The 18435-nt window shown below is 71.3% G+C and carries 15 protein-coding genes; 7 read left to right on the forward strand and 8 right to left on the reverse strand.

From position 1 onward, the window contains the following. Positions 1-36 precede the first annotated feature (36 nt). A complete protein-coding gene (locus ACYVPE_RS23955) occupies positions 37-612 on the reverse strand; it encodes an FHA domain-containing protein (protein WP_461035755.1) in 576 nt (191 codons plus the stop codon). A 254-nt stretch (positions 613-866) separates the two neighbouring features. Between ACYVPE_RS23955 and ACYVPE_RS23960 the strand changes: the two genes are divergently transcribed. Together ACYVPE_RS23960 and treZ are read left to right on the forward strand one after the other, a co-directional pair. Then, positions 867-1817, forward strand: coding sequence for a GNAT family N-acetyltransferase (locus ACYVPE_RS23960; RefSeq protein WP_461035756.1), 951 nt, complete (start codon positions 867-869; stop codon positions 1815-1817). Positions 1818-1883: 66 nt separating this feature from the next. Further along, the gene (gene treZ / locus ACYVPE_RS23965; RefSeq protein ID WP_461035757.1) at positions 1884-3644 is read left to right on the forward strand and encodes a malto-oligosyltrehalose trehalohydrolase; all 1761 of its coding nucleotides are present in this window, start codon (positions 1884-1886) and stop codon (positions 3642-3644) included. Here the strand turns inward: treZ and ACYVPE_RS23970 are convergent. Continuing rightward, positions 3620-4861 carry a S8 family serine peptidase gene (locus tag ACYVPE_RS23970; RefSeq protein WP_461035758.1) on the reverse strand — a complete coding sequence of 414 codons (1242 nt, stop codon included), beginning with the start codon at positions 4859-4861 and terminating at the stop codon, positions 3620-3622. The genes treZ and ACYVPE_RS23970 overlap by 25 nt on opposite strands. Before the next feature lie 1634 nt (positions 4862-6495). Here ACYVPE_RS23970 and ACYVPE_RS23975 point away from each other — a divergent pair. Genes ACYVPE_RS23975 through ACYVPE_RS23985 form a run of 3 tightly spaced genes read left to right on the forward strand, consistent with a single transcriptional unit; the run spans position 6496 to position 9764 of the window. Then, on the forward strand, positions 6496-6936 hold the full coding sequence (locus ACYVPE_RS23975) for a hypothetical protein (RefSeq protein WP_461035759.1): 441 nt from the start codon (positions 6496-6498) through the stop codon (positions 6934-6936). 6 nt (positions 6937-6942) lie between these two features. Next, entirely contained in the window at positions 6943-9189 is a 2247-nt protein-coding gene (locus ACYVPE_RS23980) for a hypothetical protein (RefSeq protein WP_461035760.1), read from the forward strand. Positions 9190-9203: 14 nt separating this feature from the next. Then, positions 9204-9764 carry a hypothetical protein gene (locus tag ACYVPE_RS23985; RefSeq protein ID WP_461035761.1) on the forward strand — a complete coding sequence of 187 codons (561 nt, stop codon included), beginning with the start codon at positions 9204-9206 and terminating at the stop codon, positions 9762-9764. A gap of 66 nt (positions 9765-9830) precedes the next feature. Here the strand turns inward: ACYVPE_RS23985 and ACYVPE_RS23990 are convergent, their stop codons facing one another. Both ACYVPE_RS23990 and ACYVPE_RS23995 read right to left on the reverse strand, forming a co-directional pair. After that, a complete protein-coding gene (locus ACYVPE_RS23990; protein WP_461035762.1) occupies positions 9831-10049 on the reverse strand; it encodes a DUF397 domain-containing protein in 219 nt (72 codons plus the stop codon). An 11-nt stretch (positions 10050-10060) separates the two neighbouring features. After that, positions 10061-10912: a helix-turn-helix domain-containing protein gene (locus tag ACYVPE_RS23995; RefSeq protein WP_461035763.1), complete on the reverse strand. Its 852-nt coding sequence runs from the start codon at positions 10910-10912 to the stop codon at positions 10061-10063. Positions 10913-11061: 149 nt separating this feature from the next. Here ACYVPE_RS23995 and ACYVPE_RS24000 point away from each other — a divergent pair, with 149 nt between their 5' ends. After that, complete coding sequence (locus tag ACYVPE_RS24000; RefSeq protein ID WP_461035764.1) at positions 11062-11397, forward strand: hypothetical protein; 336 nt, start codon at positions 11062-11064, stop codon at positions 11395-11397. A gap of 83 nt (positions 11398-11480) precedes the next feature. Here ACYVPE_RS24000 and ACYVPE_RS24005 read toward each other — a convergent pair whose 3' ends face one another. Further along, positions 11481-12119, reverse strand: coding sequence for a LysE family translocator (locus ACYVPE_RS24005; protein WP_461035765.1), 639 nt, complete (start codon positions 12117-12119; stop codon positions 11481-11483). A 77-nt stretch (positions 12120-12196) separates the two neighbouring features. Between ACYVPE_RS24005 and ACYVPE_RS24010 the strand changes: the two genes are divergently transcribed. Next, positions 12197-12574: a hypothetical protein gene (locus ACYVPE_RS24010; RefSeq protein ID WP_461035766.1), complete on the forward strand. Its 378-nt coding sequence runs from the start codon at positions 12197-12199 to the stop codon at positions 12572-12574. A gap of 22 nt (positions 12575-12596) precedes the next feature. On the opposite strand, the gene ACYVPE_RS24015 is transcribed toward ACYVPE_RS24010, so the two are convergent. From ACYVPE_RS24015 to ACYVPE_RS24025, 3 genes are all read right to left on the reverse strand, one after another. Beyond that, positions 12597-13181: a HEAT repeat domain-containing protein gene (locus ACYVPE_RS24015; protein ID WP_461035767.1), complete on the reverse strand. Its 585-nt coding sequence runs from the start codon at positions 13179-13181 to the stop codon at positions 12597-12599. Then, complete coding sequence (locus ACYVPE_RS24020; RefSeq protein WP_461035768.1) at positions 13178-17779, reverse strand: DUF6531 domain-containing protein; 4602 nt, start codon at positions 17777-17779, stop codon at positions 13178-13180. Before ACYVPE_RS24020 ends, ACYVPE_RS24015 begins: the two co-directional genes overlap by 4 nt. Before the next feature lie 215 nt (positions 17780-17994). After that, positions 17995-18357, reverse strand: a complete 363-nt coding sequence (locus ACYVPE_RS24025) for a hypothetical protein (protein WP_461035769.1) — start codon at positions 18355-18357, stop codon at positions 17995-17997. Positions 18358-18435 lie beyond the last annotated feature (78 nt).

Genomic DNA, 18435 nt, shown 5'->3' on the forward strand with positions numbered 1-18435 from the left:
GAAGATGAGCAAGAGGAGCCGTCGACCGCGCCGCGCTCAGCGCGGCTCGCGCGCGACCAGCACGAACGACACGGCCCCGAACCGCACCTGGTCGCCGGGCCGCACCGGGAAGCCGCCGGTGAGCCGGCGGCCGTTGACCCAGGTGCCGTTCACCGAGCCGAGGTCGTGGAGCAGCCAGCCGGTGGGCGAGCTGAACAGCCGCGCGTGGTGGCGCGAGACGCTGAAGTCGCTCAGCCGCAGCCCGGATCCCCGCTCCCGGCCGATGGTCAGCGACCCGGGCCCCGGCGCGGGCAGCAGCAGTTGCGGCAGCCGCTCCGCGTCCCAGGCGAGGCGCAGCCGCTGCCGGAACGCGGCGACCTTGGTGACCTGTGTCAGCAGCCAGCCGTCAGAGCCCATGGCGCGGGCCCGCGGTGGCTGACGGTACGGCAGGTCGCTGAGCGCGGCGTAGAGCTCGTCGAGCCGTCGCGCGGAGAGCACCTGCTCGATCCGTCGTTCGAAGGTGTCCTGGGAGACCCGGCCCTCCACCGCGCTCTCGCGGAGCACATCGAGGGCACGCTCCCGGTCCGCGTCGGATATCCGCGGGGACGGCGCGCCGAACTCGACTGATGACATGGCGAAATTGTCGGCGACCCCGCGTACCCGTGTCCACCCGCCGGCCGCACCCCCGCCGCCGGGAAAAGCGGTGGACACGGTTCGCCCGGCCGGTCTACGGTCCTCTCACGCCCGACCCGTACCGGACAGAGAAGGGAGGCGTCGTCATGTCACTCGTCACGACCCCGCGCCTCCCCAGCCCTCGTCGTCCCGTCGGGCGTTTCCCGGGCTGATCCGAAGGCGCGTTCCAAGCCCTCCGGAAGGACCCGACACCCATGACCGATCTGGTCATCCGCGCGCTCGCCGAAGGCGAGGCGCGCACCGTCTTCCTCTCGCTCGACGACTCCCTCGACGATCGCGGCCTGGTCGGCCGCGTGCTTCTCCCCCCGCCGTCGAACGGCTACGACACGGTCGCCGCCGGCGGCGAGTACCGCCCCGACTGGACCTGGGTTGCCGAGCGCGGCGGAAAGGTCGTCGCCAGGGCCGCGTTCTGGGGCGGCCCCGACGACACGGAGCCGGTCGCCCTCGACTGGTTCGACTTCACCGACCGGGCGGCGGCCGTCCAACTGCTGCGCATGGTCCCGCTCCGCGCCGAGTACGAGCTGATCCTGCCGCCCGGCTGGCGCGAGCACCCGCCGGCCAGGGCGGCCGGCGGGGCGCGGATCGGCGCGGCCACCGATGCCGGCTACCAGCCGCTGGTGGAGCGCTTCCGCTACGTCTGGACGCCGGAGGCGGGGCTGCCCGACGACCCTGGCCGGCTGGTCTTCCGGCCCGAGCCCGACGACGACGTCATCCTCGACGTGCTCCGCCAGGTGCACTCGAAGACCCTCGACGCGCACGCGCGGCGCGCCATCGAGCGCGGCGGCGTGGAGCTGGCCGCCCGCCAGGAGCTGGACTTCTTCCACTGGTGTCCCTCGCCGCGGGACTGGTGGCGCCTCGCGTACACGCCCGCGGGCGATCTGGTCGGCATCCAGGTGCCGGCGCGCAACCCGAACGGGCCCTGCGTGGGCTTCGTCGGGGTGGTGCCCGAACAGCGGGGCCACGGCTACGGCCACGACCTACTGGTGGCGTGCACCCGCCAGTTGGCCGCCGAGGGCGCCCAGCGGATCGCGGCGGCGACCGACGTCGGGAACGCGCCGATGGCGGCGGCCTTCGCCCGGGCGGGCTATCCGGTGACCCAGCACCGGTACTGCCTGTCGGCGCCTGGCGCTGAGCCCGCGTCATGACGTAGTCGGGTCCCCGTCGGCGCGCGGTCTGGTCTTCGCGCCGTCCGGCCCCCGAGCATGGTGCCCATGCTGTTCGAGGTGTGGGCACCACGGGTGCGGGAGGTCACGCTGCGGATGCCGGGCCGGCCACCGGTCGCCCTGCGTGCGGAGGCCGGTGGCTGGTGGCGGGGCGAGGCGCCGGCGGCGCCTGGCGACCGCTACGGCTTCGCGTTGGACGGCGGCGAGCCGCTGCCCGACCCGCGTGGCCGGCGGTTGCCGGACGGGCCCGATGGACTGAGCGCCGTCGTGGACCTGGCCGCGCACCGGTGGCGTCACCGCTGGCCGGGCCGCGGGCTGCCGGGCGCGGTGCTCTACGAGACGCACATTGGCACCTTCACGCCCGAGGGCACGCTCGACGCGGCGATCGGCCGGCTGCCGCGCCTCGCCGATCTCGGCGTCAGCCATGTCGAGCTGATGCCGGTCTGCCCGTTCCCCGGCCGGCACGGCTGGGGCTACGACGGGGTGGCGCCGTGGGCGGTGCACGAGCCGTACGGCGGCCCCGAGGCGCTGCAGCGCTTCGTCGACGCGGCGCACGGCCACGGGCTCGGGGTGGTGCTCGACGTGGTCCACAACCACCTGGGCCCGTCGGGCAACCGGCTGCCGGAGTTCGGCCCGTACTTCACGGAGCGGCACCACACGCCGTGGGGCGCGGCGGTCAACCTGGACGGTCCCGAGGCCGCCGAGGTGCGGGCGTACTTCGTCGGCTCCGCGCTGACGTTCCTGCGCGACTTCCGGCTCGACGGGCTGCGGCTCGACGCGGTGCACGCGCTCGCCGACGACTCGACCCCGCACTTCCTCGCCGAACTCTCGGCCGCGGTCGACGCGTTGGCCGCCGAGACGGGTCGGCCGCTGTTCCTGATCGCCGAGTCGGACCAGAACGACCCGCGCACCACGGCCCCGCGCGAGCGGGGCGGCCACGGGTTGCACGCGCAGTGGAGCGACGACTTCCACCACGCGCTGCACGCCACGCTGACGGGTGAGGCGCAGGGCTACTACGCCGACTTCGGCAAGGCGCCGCTGACCGCGCTGGCGCGCACGCTGACCGGCGGTTTCTTCCACGACGGCGGCTACTCGTCGTTCCGCGGCCGGGATCACGGCAGCCCGCTCGACCGGGCCGCCACCAGGACCCGGCGACTGTTGGGCTACGCCCAGACCCACGACCAGATCGGCAACCGCGCGTTCGGCGACCGGCTGGCCGCCCTCGCCGGCTCGTCCCGCGCCGCGCTGGCGGCGGCGCTGGTCCTCTGTGGTCCGTTCACGCCGATGCTGTTCATGGGCGAGGAGTGGGGCGCGACCACGCCGTGGCAGTACTTCACCGACCATCAGGACCCCGCTCTCGCCGAGGCGGTGCGCACCGGCCGGCGCCGGGAGTTCGGCGCCCACGGGTGGGCGGAGGAGGAGATCCCCGACCCCCAGGACCCGGCCACCAGGGACCGCTCCTGCCTGGACTGGCCGCCGGACGGCAGCACGCCGCCGCTCCTCGACTGGCACCGCCGGCTGATCGCCCTCCGCCACGCCCACCTCCCGGCGGACCTGCGGCTCGCGGACGTCTCCGTCGACCACGACGAGGACGCCGGCTGGCTCGTCCTGCACGCCGGCCCGCTGACCACCGCGATCAACGTCTCCCCCACGGCCGAGACCACCGCCCTCCTCGGCCCCGGCCGCTTCACCCCGCTCGCGGCCACCCACGAACTCCCGCCGCCCGACGTGGCCGGCCGCCTCCTCCTTCCGCCGGAGTCGGCGGCGGTCCTGCGGCGGGGCGGTCAGGCGTCGCCGACTCCGTCATGAGGCCGCCCGGCGTAGACGGTCCCCAGCCGCTGACGCCGCCGGCGGTTCGCCGCCGCAAGGGCCGCCCCACCGATCACCACGGCCGCGCCGACGACCCCCACGACGGCCCACGTCCCGGAGCCCCCACTCCCGCCCTCGTCCGCCACGGCCACGCCTTCCTCGGCCTCGTCCTCCACCGCGTCCGTCTTCCCCCCGTCGTCCTGCGGCGCGGACTCCCCCTGCCCGCCCTCCTCCTCGGCCGGACTCGGCTCCGCCGACACCGGCGGTTGGATCGATGCCTCGTACTCCTCGAACAACGGATTGACATCCGGGTCCCCCGGATCCCCCTCCCCGTCCACGATCACCCGAGCCGGCTGGATCATGCCGTACCCGACGTACTCGTCCCGCTCCCCGCCACCGGCAGCGGTCCCGATCAGCGCGCGCAACACCTGGTTCTTGGTCCAGTCGGGATGCGCGGACCAGATCAGGGCGGCCGACGCGGAGGCAAGAGCGGAGGCGTAGCTGGTGCCCTCGGTAAGGCACAGCTGCGAGCTGCCGGGCTCGCACCGCGTGGGAATATCGGTGCCGGGAGCGGCGATGGCCACATGCGGCCCGTAAGTGGAGTACGCCGCGTGGCCTCCGTCGGGATCCACGGCTGCGACGCCGACGACGCCCTCGCGGTTGCCCGGGTACCTGGCAATGTTGTCCTCGTCACCACGATTGCCCGCCGACGCGAAGATCAGGACGTCCTCCCGTGCCGCAGCGGCCAATGCCATGTCGAGCTCCTCCTCGGCATACCCCACCTCTTCCATGCCGAGCGAGATGTTGAGGATCCGGGCACCGGACTGGACCGCGTAGGCGACCGCGTCCACCATTCGTTGTTCCACGTCGAAGTCGAAGTTAGTCTCGTTGATTGTCGGCACGACGCGGATGGGGAGAATCGTGGCTTCCGGCGCAAGCCCCCGCACGCCGCCATCAGCCCCGGAGCCCGCGATGAGAGAGGCAATGGCCGTGCCGTGGCCATCACGGTCGGCGTCCGCCCCCTCCGCCTCCCAGGTCAGATCCGTGCCTTCCAACAGCCGACCCTGCAGTTCGGGAACGGACGTATCGACCCCACTGTCGATGACCGCCACCGTGACGCCCTCGCCCCGGGAACGTTCCCAGATCTCCTCGGCCCGCGAGGCGTCCAGATACCACGGGCCCATAGACTCATCGGCCACCGCGCCTGGCGTCAGCAACCCATGACTCCCGAGCACCGCGGCCAGCGCCCACGCGCACCTGGCCCAACGTCGGTGTGCGGGCGCTCCGTTGGCGTCTGTCATCTGTTCAACCGTTCCTGTCCTGTACATCGTCACGCCCGTCACGCCGTCGCTTCCACCGGGGTGAACGACCCCCTACCCGCGAAGAGTTGATCCGCTGTTCACCCGGTGTCGGACGGTTGCCCGCTTCGCCGGGATGCCTCATCACCGGCACACCTCCGGGGCCGGAGACGAGCCCTGTGGCGGGGTCCCGGTAGGCGAACGGCGTTTGCGTACCTATCGACGTGTTGGGTGGCAGGCCGCGACTGGCGCTGGCCGGAGGCCGTCGGACACCGCCGATGACCGCGCCGGGCGGCTGCGCTCTCGGTGGCACCCCGTTCCCCCAGGCTCCCGCACCGCCCTGCATGGGTGGGCGACCGACGGGCCCTTGTCCACCAGGACCTGTCGTCCCAGCCCCGCTGGGACGCCCCGCCGGGTACGCGTCCTGCGACGGGGGCACCAGAGACCGCGCGGCTTGAGGCGTCTGGCTGCCGCCAGATGGCTGAGGCACGCCGGGCACGCCCGGTCGTGGGGCGCCGGAACGCTGGGGTAGCTGCCCCGGAATCGTTGCCGGCGCCCGACCGGGCAACTCACTTCCTTGACTGCCCGCGAGCCCTCGTCCCTCCACAGCGGGGGGAAAGTCCGGCTCCCGGACCGGCAAGGGACGATCCGCCACGGGGGTGATCGAGTCAAGCGACGTTCCCACCCGACCGTCCACCGCGTTGCCCTGGGGCGCGATCAGACCAGCACCGAGCCCGTCATCGACTGGATAGCCACTGCGAGACACAGTCGACGACTCATGGCCCTCGCTCGTCTGGAAGCCGCCTCCCGGAGCGGCCACGGTGAAAGACTCCCTCAACCCAGGCTGCGCTTCGCCAGGCCCAAAGCTCCCGGCCGACCCACCGGGGACGTTCCCCTCAAGGGGATTGTCGACCCCGCTCAACTGTCGAAAACTTGGTTCCGGCGCCTTCGCCATGTCGTCGGCCACCGTGCGGTAGCTGGACGACAGCTGCTCCAGCACGCGCATGGCCTCCTGCCGCTCCAACTCCTCGCCCACCGAGTGAACCGCGCCCCCAACGAGCGGAACCGGGCGCTCCGGCACCGGCGGCATCGCCGACTTGGCCACCCGCAACGCCTCACCCGCGTCCCCCATGGCCCTGCCGACGGTGTGCGCGTAGTCGACCAGCACCGCGGACTCGTCCAACAGGTGCCGCCCCCACGCCCGGAAGGCGTCAGCCCCCTCCCCCTGCCATTCCACCTGCGCCATCCGGTGGAAGACGTCCGCGTTCGCGCCCTTGAACGCGTCGGCCATCGCCACCAACTCGTCCGCTCGCGCCGCCAACAGCTCGGGGTCCCCACCCGCCAGCATCGCGACCAACTGCTCGTGCGCGTAGTGCTCGAACTCGCCCACCACCACACCCGCCCCTTCCCGAAGCGACGCCCACCCTGGCCATACCAACCCTAGCCTCAGGGCGCTGCCGAGGTCCTGACCACGGCCGTCCAGGGCTTGTTACCCTCGGTGCCGGCTCGTTACGGTCTACCTGGGGGCGCGAACGAGGGGGAGGATGACGCACATGGGCTCGTTTCGCGAGGAGTGGGCGGAGCTGCAGGCACGGGCTCGTGAGGAGTCGGCGCGCACGCGGTTGAACTCGAACGAGGGCGGGGGCGCCGGGCCGAACGGAACATTGGCGGCGGACTGGCAGGCGAAGCGCGCCGCCGCCGGCTATCTGACGGAGGAGGTACGGCCGCGCACGTTGCGGGCCGGCCTTGGACCGAAAGAGGAAGTATCCAGGGTGACCGCCCGGTTGGCGGGATTCGAGACGGCGGAGGGGGCGCGGACGGTGCTGGAGCGCTGGGTCGGCAAGGTGCGCGCCCTGGACGAACAGTTGGAGGCGGAGGCCGGCTTGCTGCGCGAGGTGGCCTCGGGGTTCCAGGGCGTGGACGCGGAGGCCGGGTACCAGATGCGACAGGCCACGGACGGCATCGCGCCCACGCGGCTCCTCGGGTTCGAGTGAGCCACCGTGCCGACGTTCAGCGAGATCGTAAGGCAGGAGCTGACCGGCTTGGAGTCGGCGGCTGAGGCGTTCGACGCGGCGGCCGGTGAACTCGCCGAGGTGAAGGTCGACTACGCGCAGCGGGTGGCGTGTGTCTCCCGGACCGGCAGCGTCTGGGCGGGTGAGGCGGCGGACGCGGCGAGCCAGCGGTTCTCCAACACCGAGGGCGAGTTCGGCGCAGCCGAGGCCGAGGCACGGGCGCTGGCCGGGCTCTTCCGGGACGGATACGCCGAGCTCACGCGGCTGCGGGCACAGGTGGTACGGTTGGCGATCGACGTGCGCGAGGCCGGGTTCGTGGTCGACGGGCACGGGCGGATCGCCGACGCGCTCGACCGGTCCAACATCCCGGAACTGGCGGACCAGCGGGCCGAGGCCAGGTACGAACTGCAGGCCGAGGCGTCACGCCTGCTCGGCTTGTTCGAGGAAGCTGACCGCAACCTACGGCTGGCCCTTGAACAGGTGGTCGAGGGCCGGGACGCACGGCGTGCCGGGATCTTCAACGGCGGAACCTCGGACGACGCCGACCAGGTGCTGGCGGAGCGAGCCGCCGAACTCGCCGGCAGGGTGGCGGCCGGCGACGAACTGTCGGCGTCGGTGCTGGCCGAGCTGCGCCAGTTGGTGGAGCTCAACGACGACGACCCAGAGTTCACCCGGCTCCTCCTGGACGACCTCGGCGCTGACGGCCTGCTGCGGATGACCGCCCAGATCGGTTCTCAGCTGACCGGCGACGGCGACGCCGTGACCCGGCTGAACTACACCCACCTCCAGGACCACATGGCCACGGCCCTGGCCACGGCCACCCGCGTCCCGACGCTGGAGCCCGGCTCCTCGGAGTGGGGCCAGTGGTCACGGACGCCGGATGGACAGTTCTACACCCGCTTCATGTCCGGCCTGCGGGAGTCGGGTACGGCGCAGTACGCCGTCAACGGTGTCACCGCCCAGGCCGTGCGCGGCTACCAACTCCTGGCCACCCTCATGGAGTCAGGGCCCGACCGGGCCGACGACGAGTACGCACAGCGGTTCCTTCACGACCTTGCCGACGACATCCGCGCGGCCGAGACCGCAGACCCGGGGCTGTGGCGACTACGCGCCCACGCCACGGGACCCGACGGGCTCGATGACGACGACCTGGCGTGGCTCGCGCTCGACCCCATGGACACCGCGCTGGACGCGATGAGCCGCCAGCCGAACGTAGCCGCGGCCTACCTGGACCCGGCCGGCGGGAACGACCGCCTGGAGTACCTGCTGAACGAACGCTCCTGGGAACACCTGGAGATGGCCGGTCCCGGTACGTCCTCGACGATCGCCCGAGGCGACGACTCCGGCACCGGCTTCGCCGCGGCCCTCCAGTCCGCGACCACCGGAGTCCCGGCCGGCGCCTCGCCTTCTGCCACCGGCCTGGAGCGCACGGAGGCCGGGGCCCGGATCATGCACGACGCGATGGAGGAGTTCTCCACCAACACCGGTCGGATCAGCAACGGCGGTGATTTCGGCTTCATGCGGCCGGAGCTGGCGCGCATGACAGCGGCCTACATGGCAGACTTCCAGTATTCGATCGGCGATCAGATGAGGTTGGAGCCCGCGCCAGCGATCAGCGCCGACCTCGGGAGTATGCGCCTCGCCGAATTCCTTTCACAACTGGGCAGGGATCCGGAAGCTTACGGGGTCGTCACCGGTGCGCAGCAGGCTTACACGGCGGCTGTTGTGAATTACGAGATTAACGCCTCAGAGGCCGATTTGGATGTGACGGCCCGGCTTCAGCAAGCAGTTGTTCCTGGTACGGTGATAGCGGGACTCATGAGCGAGGCCCGTGCGAATGCCGTCTACGAGGCGGGACTCGCGTCCGACGAGGCGTTCAACAGTAACCTCGACATGGTACAGGAGTGGACTGGTGTCGTTCTCGACGAGGCAGTGGGGCGAGTGGCCGAAAGATATCCGGCCGCCGGCCCGGCAGTTGAATTCGGTGTCGGATTCGTAACTGATACCGTGTTCGACACCTTGCGGCGCGACAACGCTGAGCAGTACGCCACAGACGCGAGCGCCGATTACACGGCTGGATACAATGCAGCATTGGATGCGGCCCGCGGCGCGGTCAATGCCTCCACTGCAGGTCAAGGGCATAACGACGATACGCTCAATGGCCTTTGGAACGCCGTGACCATTGGCGTGCGAGGCGATTTCGGTTCAATGATTGAATGGGAGCCCCCTCAGTGACGCGAGAAAGCAGGGTGGCTCAGAACGCCATGGGCTCTGCACTCAAGAAGATGGTCGCTCTGTCGGCCGTGGCAGGGATGACTCTGGCATGCGGCGGGCCGAACGGCAGAGAGTACGCGTTGCCGGACGATCTGTGCGGCCTGGAGATAGCCGATGAGCTGTACGATCCGCTGTTTCCGAATGGGACGGAACTAGAGACGGAATCGTCATTCACAGATATGCGTAGCACTCCCGTCGGTCATGAGTGTCAGCTGACCGTCGACGGAGACGAGGTCGTCTACTCCCGGACCAGGGGGGCCGAGGACTTCCAGACCTTCATCAACTATCTCGATCTCCCCGTCGAGATGCACGAAGGCGAGCCGGTTCCGGGTGATTACAACGCCGTGGTCTGGCCCGGTGTAGCCATGGCTCAAGTGCCTTGCCCCCCGGAGAACATGATCAGTTCTTTCATGGTTGTCCTGCGTGCCGAGTATCCCGAAGACGAGGAGGAGTCCGCGCGCGTGCTGTCCGATCTCATCGAGCCCTACATGGCTGCGGCCCTCGACCTCATTCCCGAGTACCAGTGCGGCTCGTGAGTTGAGTTGCCAGGCGCCATGCCAGGATGGGCGCTTGGTCTGGAGTGTGCTCACGCTGCTCCGCGATCAAACGGTTTCCTGACGGTCGGCCCATATCTCCGCCGTCCCGTTGCGGGTTGCCCTGAGTAGGCCCGCGAACCGACGAGCATTCGTGGTCAACACATCGCCTGGGGCTTCGCCCTCACGAAGGAGCAAACCGCCGTCCCTGGCGGCCACCTCCAAGCAGTCGTTGTCCGGCCCCATCCCGGAGAAGGAGGATTTCTGCCACGACGCGTGCACGGTCATCGTTCCGCCTCTCACAGCTCTCGGATCAGCCGAGTGATGAGCGACCGTGACTCGGTCACGGACAGCGCCGAACTGTTGACCTTGTCCAACAAAGCTCGAAACTCAGCGAGTTGGCTTTCATCGTCCAGCCACACAGTACCGGTCAGTGCGTCGATGGTCACCGTGTCGAGCCGAGGCACCGGGCCGCGCGCGTGGAGGATGGACGTACCTCCGGCGCCGAAGTGGTAGGCCTGGAACGGCACCACACGGATCGCGACGTTGTCGCGCTCCGAGTCCGCCAGGATGGAGTCCAACTGTTCGCGTGTAGCCGCGCGGTCCGCGACATGAGTGCGTAGGGCTGCCTCATGGATTACGGCCCGGAAGGGGAGCGTCGGAAGGCGATCCAGGATCCGTTGGCGGCGCAGGCGGAACGCGACCATGATGTCGAGGTCGGGCTTCGTCGGATACGGCAGCGGATACGACATCACGCCCCGCATGTAGGCCTCGGTCTGTAGGAGTCCGGGAATGTAGGCGCCTTGGATGGTGCGCAACTCCACCGCGTGGTGCTCTAGTTCGGCGAGGTTGAGGGCAGACTGCCCCAGGTCGCCACGGAAGTCCTCCCACCAGTTGCGGGGCCGGTCGCCCGTCATGGCGGCCAAGGCGTCAATCAGAGCGGCGTCCTCGCATCCGTAGTACGCGGCCATCAGACGGAGCCGCGACGCGCTCAGTCCCGTGCGCCCGGCCTCGATGTGGGAGATCTTGGTGGCGTCGATCTTAAGACCAAGCGAAACCTCCCGCGTGGACAACCCCGCGGCTTCTCGGAGGTTGCGCAACTCGCTCCCAAGTCGCGCCTGTCGACTCGTGATGTTCACCCTGCGTCCCATGGCACCCCTCACCGATCACACATTTCGCCCATGCGCGCGACGCACCACCCGTTGGCATGAAGTCGGGTGCCAGCCTTGATCGGGATCAGGATTGGCACCTACCGTCGATGATGACACGGTCACCCCGCGTACAGATCGGAGCATCCATCATGTCCACTCAGGACGCCAACTCCCCTGCTCAGCGGCCCCTTCTTGACGTCGCGCCCGAAACGTTCGCCGAGGAGGTGCGGGCGCTCGTGCGGGAGACCGCGCCGAGTCGGTTCGCGGTGGTTTGCGAGTTCGAGAGCGATGGCGTGCCCAACGCCGCCGTGGCGGCCTGGGGGTTGGCCGATCCGCAGGGGGACGTGCTCGCGGTGGGGGCCGGCGGCGGCCGACGGGTGGCGTTCGTCGGGAGCGCCGAGCGGGCCGCCGCGCTGTGGGGGCGGTTCACCGGGGAGTCGACCCGCGTGGAGTGGGTGGACCCGGTGCCGAAGGTGGAGGAGTAGTTCCGCCGATCTCCTGCGACGTTGCGCCCACGACACGCCGGTGGGGATGGGCCCAACGTCGCACCCGCAGAGCCGACCACCGGTCAGCGTTCCACGGCCAGCCGGACGCCGAGGGCGATCAGGATGCCGCCGGAGGCCTGGTCGAGGCGGCGGCGGACGCCGGGGCGGCTCAGCACGTGGCGCAGGCGGCGGACGCCCCAGACGTAGGTGGCGTAGTAGCCGGTCTCGTAGCCGGCCCAGACGGCGGCCAGGGTGAGCATCGCCGGCAGGTGGGAGGCGCCCTCGGGGACGAACTGCGGGAGGAAGGCCATGGCGAAGATGCCGGCCTTGGGGTTGGCGAGGTTGAGCAGCAGCCCCGAGCGGTAGTCGCGCCAGCCGGACCCGGCGGCGTCCGGCGCGGCGGCCTGGTCGGCGAGGGAGGCGCCGTCCTGGCGGCGCGCGGCGCGGATGGCCTGGACGCCGAAGGCGAGCAGCACCGCCGCGCCCACCATCCGCATGACGTCGTAGGCCAGCTCCGAGGCCTGGAGCACCGCCGTCAGGCCGAGGGCCGCGAAGACGCCCCAGAGGAAGATGCCGCTCTCGTTGCCCAACACGGTCAGCATCCCGGACCGGCGGCCGCGGAGCGAGTTGCGGATGATCAGCACGGTGCTGGGCCCGGGCGAGAGCGCGACCAGCGTGCAGGCGCCGAGGAAGGCGGGAAGGGCGGGAAGGTGGCTCCACATGGCGGCCATTGTGGGCGGCGATCATTTCGGGTGCCAACGAGTTCCGCGACACGCGCCGAGCTGGCATGGTTGCGCGCATGACACCGATCACACGACGCACCGCGGTTCGGGGTGCCGCCACGTTGGCGGGTGCCGGAGCGCTGGGGGCCGCCGCCGCGCCCGCCGCGCAGGCGGCCCGTACCGAGCCCGGTGGAGCGGACTGGACCGAGGCCGAACTCCGGGACCGGCGCCGGGTGTTGGCGCTCGGGTTCACGGAGGAGGAGGCCGACTGCTGGCTGCTGGTGGCGCGGGCCGGTGCGGCGTTCTTCGCGCTGCCCGAGATCCACCCGTCGGACCGCCCCGACGTGGTGGACGCGATCCATGTGATGCAGCGGATCCTGATGCAGCGTCCGGCCTACAAGCGGTACCGGGAGATGGGCGAGGCCGAGGAGGGGCCACCGCCGCCCACCGAGTGAGCGGCGGTCCCGGTCGGCCCGGTCACGGGCCGCCCAGCATCTCGTCCTCGTCGAAGCCGAGTTCGTCCTCGATGTCCAACTCGACGGCGGCGTACCAGCGCAGCGGGGCGGGGTGGCGGTCGCCGGTCGCGATGTCGCGCAGGGCGCGCCGGGCGTCGGCGGTGTCGATCGCGCCCAGGGCCTCGACGATCTTCGGTCCTGTCGAGTGGAACGGCGCCTCGCGGGGCCAGACCTCGTCGAGGTAGCGCAGCAGGACGGGGACGGCCTCCGGGTCTCCGATCTCGCGGAGCACCTCCACCAGGTCGCCCCGGTTGACGCCCTCGGGGGCGCGCTCCAGCACCCCCCGGACGACGGGCCCGAGGCCCGGGGGCCTGACGAACGCGGCGAGCAGGACGAACCGGCCGAACCGCGGCCAGTCCCCCGCGGCGGCGAACCCCCGCAGCCAGTCGACGAGCCGCGCGGCGGACTCCGGCTCCGCCTCGACGACCTCGGCGGCCCGCTCGTCCCCGACGAAGCCGGCGCCGAGGAGGCGGTCGACCCGCTCCACCGCCGCCCGGTCGTCGTCCCGGATTCCGTTCCCGCCGTCGCCGTCGTCGCCCGAACTCATTTCCTGCCCGCCACATCCATCACCGTGTGGCTGATGATATTCGAGTTGAAGACGTCGACCGATCCTTCACGGAGCCCGAAGTTCAGGCCGCCGAGTTCGAGTTTGACGTGCACGAAGTTCGTGCTGCTGCCGATCTCGTCGGCGAACTCGAGTGGCAGGTCGGGGAACTGGGTCCGGATCTGGCGGACGTTGTCGCCTGACCCCCGACCGGCCTGCACGAGCGCGTCGAACGTGCCGGGCTGCATCTCGTACTGGACGAGGTGGGAGTACGCCTCGCCCTTCCTGCCCGACTGGCGGAGGAACCGGTTCCGCAGCTGTTCGACGTACTCCAGGTTCCGGGTGACGAAGTTCTCGCCGCGCACGTTGATCTCGCCGTTGGGGCCGAGCCGTTGGAACTCCTTCTTCGACATCGCCCGGTAGAACAGCTCGTTGCAGCCGGAGAGGCCGAGCGGGTCCATCCAGGTGAGGGGGTCGTGCACATAGCCGTGCGGGTTGGGCCCCGGCAGCAGGCCGAGCGGGTCGGGCGAGCAGTAGCGGGCGGTGTCCGGGTCGTAGTAGCGGAAGAAGTTGTAGTGCAGCCCGCTCTCGGCGTCGAGGTACTGGCCGGGGAACCGCAGGGGGCAGCGCGTCGGGCGGTCGGTGCCCGGGCGGTCCTTGCCCCACAGGGTGGACCTGCGGCGCCAGGCGACCCGCCCCTCGGCGTCGACCAGTTCGGTGGGGCTGCCGACCAGGTCGGTGACGATCGCGTAGAACCGCTCGTCGATCTCGTCCTGCGGGGCGTCGCGCAGCGTGGTGCGTTCGGTCTGGGCCACGGGTCGCGGCAGTCCCGGCTGCCAGACCCAGGTGGTGCTGTGGATCTCGTCGGAGCCGGTCGTCTGGCGGGACTCCTCCGCCAGGTGTGTCCCGTCCCAGGCGAAGTCCGTGCGCTCGGTGACCGCCCCTTCCTGGTCGAGCCGCAGCTTGGCGACGCGGCGCCCGAGCGGGTCGTAGAGGTAGCGCCACCGCGCCTTGTCGGGCGTGGTGACCTCGGTCAGCCGGTCCTCGGCGTCCCAGGAGAACAGCCAGGTGCGGCTGCCGCCGGAGAGCAGCCGCTGGGTGCGGCGGACGAGCCGTCCCTGCGCGTCGTACTCGTAGGCGGTGCGGCCGGCCCGGCGGGGCAGCGAGCCCGCGTAGGCGTGCTCGCCCTGGGCGGCCTCGTCGTGTTCCGAGGCCGGTGGCCAGCTGGCGTGCCGGATGTTGCCCGCCGAGTCGTAGGCGTACTGCTCGACCCAGTCGGCGGCCCGGGCCTCCGTCACGCGGCCCGAGGCGTTGTAGCCGAGGTGGAGCGGTCCGACGCCCGGCTCGTCGATCACCGAGAGCCGGCCACTGGGGTGGTAGCCGTACGAGCGTTCCCGCAGCTGGTCCGGGTCGGCGGCCAGCAGCGCCTGGGCGGCGAGCTGGTGGTTGTCGTCCCACCGCTGCGTGAGCACGGCGGGCGAGCCGAGCCGGCGTTCGACCTCCCTGCCGAGCGGGTCGTAGCGGGAGTCGATGGTGTGTCCCGCAGTGGTCACGCTCGCCGGGGTGCTGTCCGACTCGGCGGTCCACTGCCAGGCGACCAGGTTCCCGGACGGCGTCCGGCGGGTGGTGCGCCGGCCGGCGCCGTCGTAGCCGCTGGCCACGACGCGTCCTTCGCAGCTCTCGGCCGTGATCCGGCCGGCGGCGTCGAACTCGAAGGCGATCTCGGCGTCCGGGTTGGCGGCCCGAAGGATGCGCCCGGCCCCGTCGAGGACGAAGCTGGTGCGCGCGCCGTCCTTGTCGAGGCCCACGACGCGGCCGCCGATGTCCCGCTCGTAGCGGACGGTCTGCCCCACGGCGTTGACGCGTTCGACGAGTTGCCCGGCCACGTCGTACGCGTAGTCGGTGGCGGCGCCGCCGAAGTCGGTCTCCCGCACCAGCCGGCCCACCGCGTCGTAGGCGTACTGCCACGTCTCGCCGGCGGAGTTGCCGACCGAGGTCAGGCGCAGCTCGGTGTCGTAGCCGAACTCGAGGCGGGTGCCGTCGGGGTCGACGCGCGCGGACGGCAGGTCGAAGTGCGTGTACTCGAAGCGGGTGACGGCCCCGTCGGCGGCGGTGTGGGAGAGCGCGTTGCCCTCCGGGTCGTGGGCCCAGGTCTCGGTCGCGCCGTCCTGCATGGTGCGTGCGGCGAGGCCGTTCTCGACGGTCCAGGCGAAGCGGATCACGCCGCCGTCGGGCTCGCTGATCGCGGTCACCCGGCCGAACGCGTCCCGTTCGTAGCGGGTGGTGGCCCCTCGGGCGTTCGTCGTGGCGGTGGGGAGGCCGGAGGCCGCCGGATCGAAGGTCCGCGTGGCGCCGTGGGGGTCGGTGATCGAGACCAGGTGGCCGCGGGAGTTGTAGGCGTGGACGGTCACGCCGCCGCCCGGGTCGGTCGTGGAGACGAGGTTGCCCCGGTCGTCGTACTCGTACCGCCACTCGCCGCCGTCGGGCGCGACAAGGACCGAGGGCTGCCCCGCCTCGGCGTAGTCGGCGGTGGTGCGGACCCCGTCGGGGCGGAGCACGCCGACGAGGTTCCCGGCCGCGTCGTAGTCGTAGGTGGTGGTGCGCCCCAGGGGGTCGGTTCTGGCGAGCAGCCGGTCGCCGGCGTCCCACTCCTGGTGGGTGACCGCGCCCAGGTGGTCGGTCTCGCGCACCAGTTGGAGGTTCTCGTTGAGCTGGAAGGTCGTCGTCGCGCCGAGCGAGTCCGTGTAGGTGGTGACCCGCTGCTCGTCGTCGTAGCCGAACGCCCCGCTCAGGAAGCCGTCCGCGCCCTCGGTGCGCACGCAGCGACCGCGCTCGTCGTACGCGTAGCCGTAGTGCGAGTCGTTGCGGTCGCGCCAGCCGGTGATGCGGCCCTCGTCGTCGTAGCCGAAGCGCAGCGGCAGCCCCGAGGAGTTGACGACCTCGGTGAGGTGACCGTGCTCGTCGTAGCCGTACCTGACCAGGGTGACGGGTGTCTCGTCGTCGCCGGTGAGCAGGTGGAGCGCGGTTATCCGGCCGCCCGCGGTGGCGACGGCGACCCGGTACCCGCCGCTGTGGCTGACCTCGGTCGGCACGCCGTCCCGGTAGCGGACGTCGTAGGAGTCGCCGTTGCGGTCCTCGACGCGGAGCAGCGGCACCACGTCGGCGGCGTCGCGCGGGCGGGCCTCGGGGGAGAGGCCGAAACGGAGGGTTCGCCGCTCCTCGGGGATGGTGACGCGGAAGTCGCCGCCCGGGGTGCCGTCCCACGACAGGGGCCAGCGGGGGCCCTCGAAGGGGTACACGTCGCCGTCGGCGCGTGGCACCGGATAGCGCAGCAGCATGCCGTCGGGGGAGGCGTAGAGCACGCCGTGGTCGTGGATCTCCAGGCGCTGGTCGAGGGTGGAGGTCCAGGAGGGGCCGAACCAGCGGCCGGCCCGGTAGGACGACACGTGGGACCGCTCGAGCACGAGGGGCAGCGCGCCGGCCAGCACCACGTCGCTCTGCGACATCACCATCGCCCCGGTGGCGATGTCGATCGGGTCGTTCCGGCAGACCCGGACCAGCATCGGGACGGACTCCCGGCGCAGCGCGCCGCGGAATCCGCGAATGGTCGTGCTGATCCTGCCGACCCCGTTCCGCACGGCGGCCGCGCCGCCGCGTGCCATGCGGGCCAGGCCGCCGAGGGTGGTGAGGCCGCGCATGCCGGGGATGCAGTCGAGGGCGGCGAAGGCGACGTCGAGCAACGTCCCTTCGCCGTTGGCGTACTTGATGAGGGTGTCGGCGAGGACCACGACGGCGGCGGCGAGCACGATCAGGGCGAGTGGGCCGCCGATGATCATGGCGATGACGCCGAGCACGGCGACGACGATCTTGCAGATGGCGACCAGGGTGTCCCAGGCGTCCGAGAGCCAGCGGATCAGGTTCTCCCACCAACTGCGGTTCTGGATACCGGCGTCGGACGCCTCGTCCAGGTCGTCCGAGCAGGCCCTGGCCGCCTCCTCGCGCATCTCCTGTGCCTGCCTGGCCAGTTCACGGGCCGCGGACAGCGCCTCCTCGGCGGAGTTCACCTGCCCCTGCGCCGAGGACGCGGCCTCCCCCGCCGCCGTCGCGTCCCGGGTCGCGGCCCGGACCTCCGCCTCGGACGGCGGCTCCACGTCGTCGCGTTCGCCCTCGCGTTCGAGACGCTCGGCCTCGTCACCGGCCCGGGAGACCCAGTCCTGCGCCTCCGACAACGCGCCCTGCGCGGACGACAGATCGGCCTGCGCCGCGATCGCCCGGTCCAGCGCCCGGTCGGCCATGCCCTGCGCCGTCTCCAACTTCGGCCAGTAGGTCCCCAACGCCTGCGCGGCCAGGTCGTACGACGTCTGGAGCTTCTCCAGGTTGCCGGGCACCCCGTCGAACTCCGAACGGAACGCCTCGGCCGAGAGGCCGGCCCAGTCCATCACCGCCCGGTCGTCCGCCATCCTCCGCACCCGGCCCAGCGCCTCGCCCACGTCGTCCGCGAACGTCTGGAGCCCGTCGGCGAGTTCACGGACGTCGTCCGGACTTCCCGGCGTCGGATCCGAGTCCATGTCCACCGGTGACCAGTCAGACGAACGTGCCACGCTCTTTTCCCCCGTGAAGATCAAACGACGTACTGAGCCCTCGACCATACGGCAACCAGCAGGTCCGAACACGTTTCAACAGCCCCGGGGCGGCGGGCCGTTGCCCATCCCGTCCATTGTCGAGGTGAGGTGAGGGAGCAGTGAGGGGAAAGCGGGAAACGGGCCATGCGGAGGAGGGGCCACCGCCGCCTCGCGAGTGGCCGGATCCGCCTGGTTTACGGGACGGTGCAGACGACGTGAGCGGTCAGCGACTCGTTGAGGGAGCCGGTGTTCACGCCGCCGACCACCCAGCCGTTGGGGGTCGGGTGAGAGTCGGTGAGGTAGATGTGGACGTTGCTGGTTCCGCCGCCACCCCCCGTGGGCACCTGCCCGGCCGGGCAGGTGGCGTAGGCGAAGCTGAAGGAGCCGGGGGTGATGCTCTCGGGCGGGCCGATGTACTGGCCGTGCGCGGCCAGCGGCGCCGCCTCGGGCTTGGCGGCGTCGGCGGTACCGCCATGGTCGACGGTGGCGCCGGCTGTGGTCATGCCGGCCGCGAGGACAGCGATGGTGGTCAGGGCGAGGATTCTGCCGCGTCTCATCTCGGCCTCCGGGAGTGCGAGGGAAGAACACCTCACACCCTACGGAGGGGACATGACAACGCACAGGGCGTGACGGGC

It is taken from the genome of Streptomyces mayteni (genome assembly GCF_054783955.1).

Excerpts from the sequence above, each read along its gene's own strand:
- ACYVPE_RS23955 (WP_461035755.1), bottom strand. The coding sequence starts at position 612 with ATGTCATCAGTCGAGTTCGGCGCGCCGTCCCCGCGGATATCCGACGCG.
- ACYVPE_RS23960 (WP_461035756.1), top strand. The coding sequence starts at position 867 with ATGACCGATCTGGTCATCCGCGCGCTCGCCGAAGGCGAGGCGCGCACC.
- treZ (WP_461035757.1), top strand. The coding sequence starts at position 1,884 with ATGCTGTTCGAGGTGTGGGCACCACGGGTGCGGGAGGTCACGCTGCGG.
- ACYVPE_RS23975 (WP_461035759.1), top strand. The coding sequence starts at position 6,496 with ATGGGCTCGTTTCGCGAGGAGTGGGCGGAGCTGCAGGCACGGGCTCGT.
- ACYVPE_RS23990 (WP_461035762.1), bottom strand. The coding sequence starts at position 10,049 with ATGACCGTGCACGCGTCGTGGCAGAAATCCTCCTTCTCCGGGATGGGG.
- ACYVPE_RS23995 (WP_461035763.1), bottom strand. The coding sequence starts at position 10,912 with ATGGGACGCAGGGTGAACATCACGAGTCGACAGGCGCGACTTGGGAGC.
- ACYVPE_RS24000 (WP_461035764.1), top strand. The coding sequence starts at position 11,062 with ATGTCCACTCAGGACGCCAACTCCCCTGCTCAGCGGCCCCTTCTTGAC.
- ACYVPE_RS24005 (WP_461035765.1), bottom strand. The coding sequence starts at position 12,119 with ATGTGGAGCCACCTTCCCGCCCTTCCCGCCTTCCTCGGCGCCTGCACG.
- ACYVPE_RS24010 (WP_461035766.1), top strand. The coding sequence starts at position 12,197 with ATGACACCGATCACACGACGCACCGCGGTTCGGGGTGCCGCCACGTTG.
- ACYVPE_RS24015 (WP_461035767.1), bottom strand. The coding sequence starts at position 13,181 with ATGAGTTCGGGCGACGACGGCGACGGCGGGAACGGAATCCGGGACGAC.
- ACYVPE_RS24025 (WP_461035769.1), bottom strand. The coding sequence starts at position 18,357 with ATGAGACGCGGCAGAATCCTCGCCCTGACCACCATCGCTGTCCTCGCG.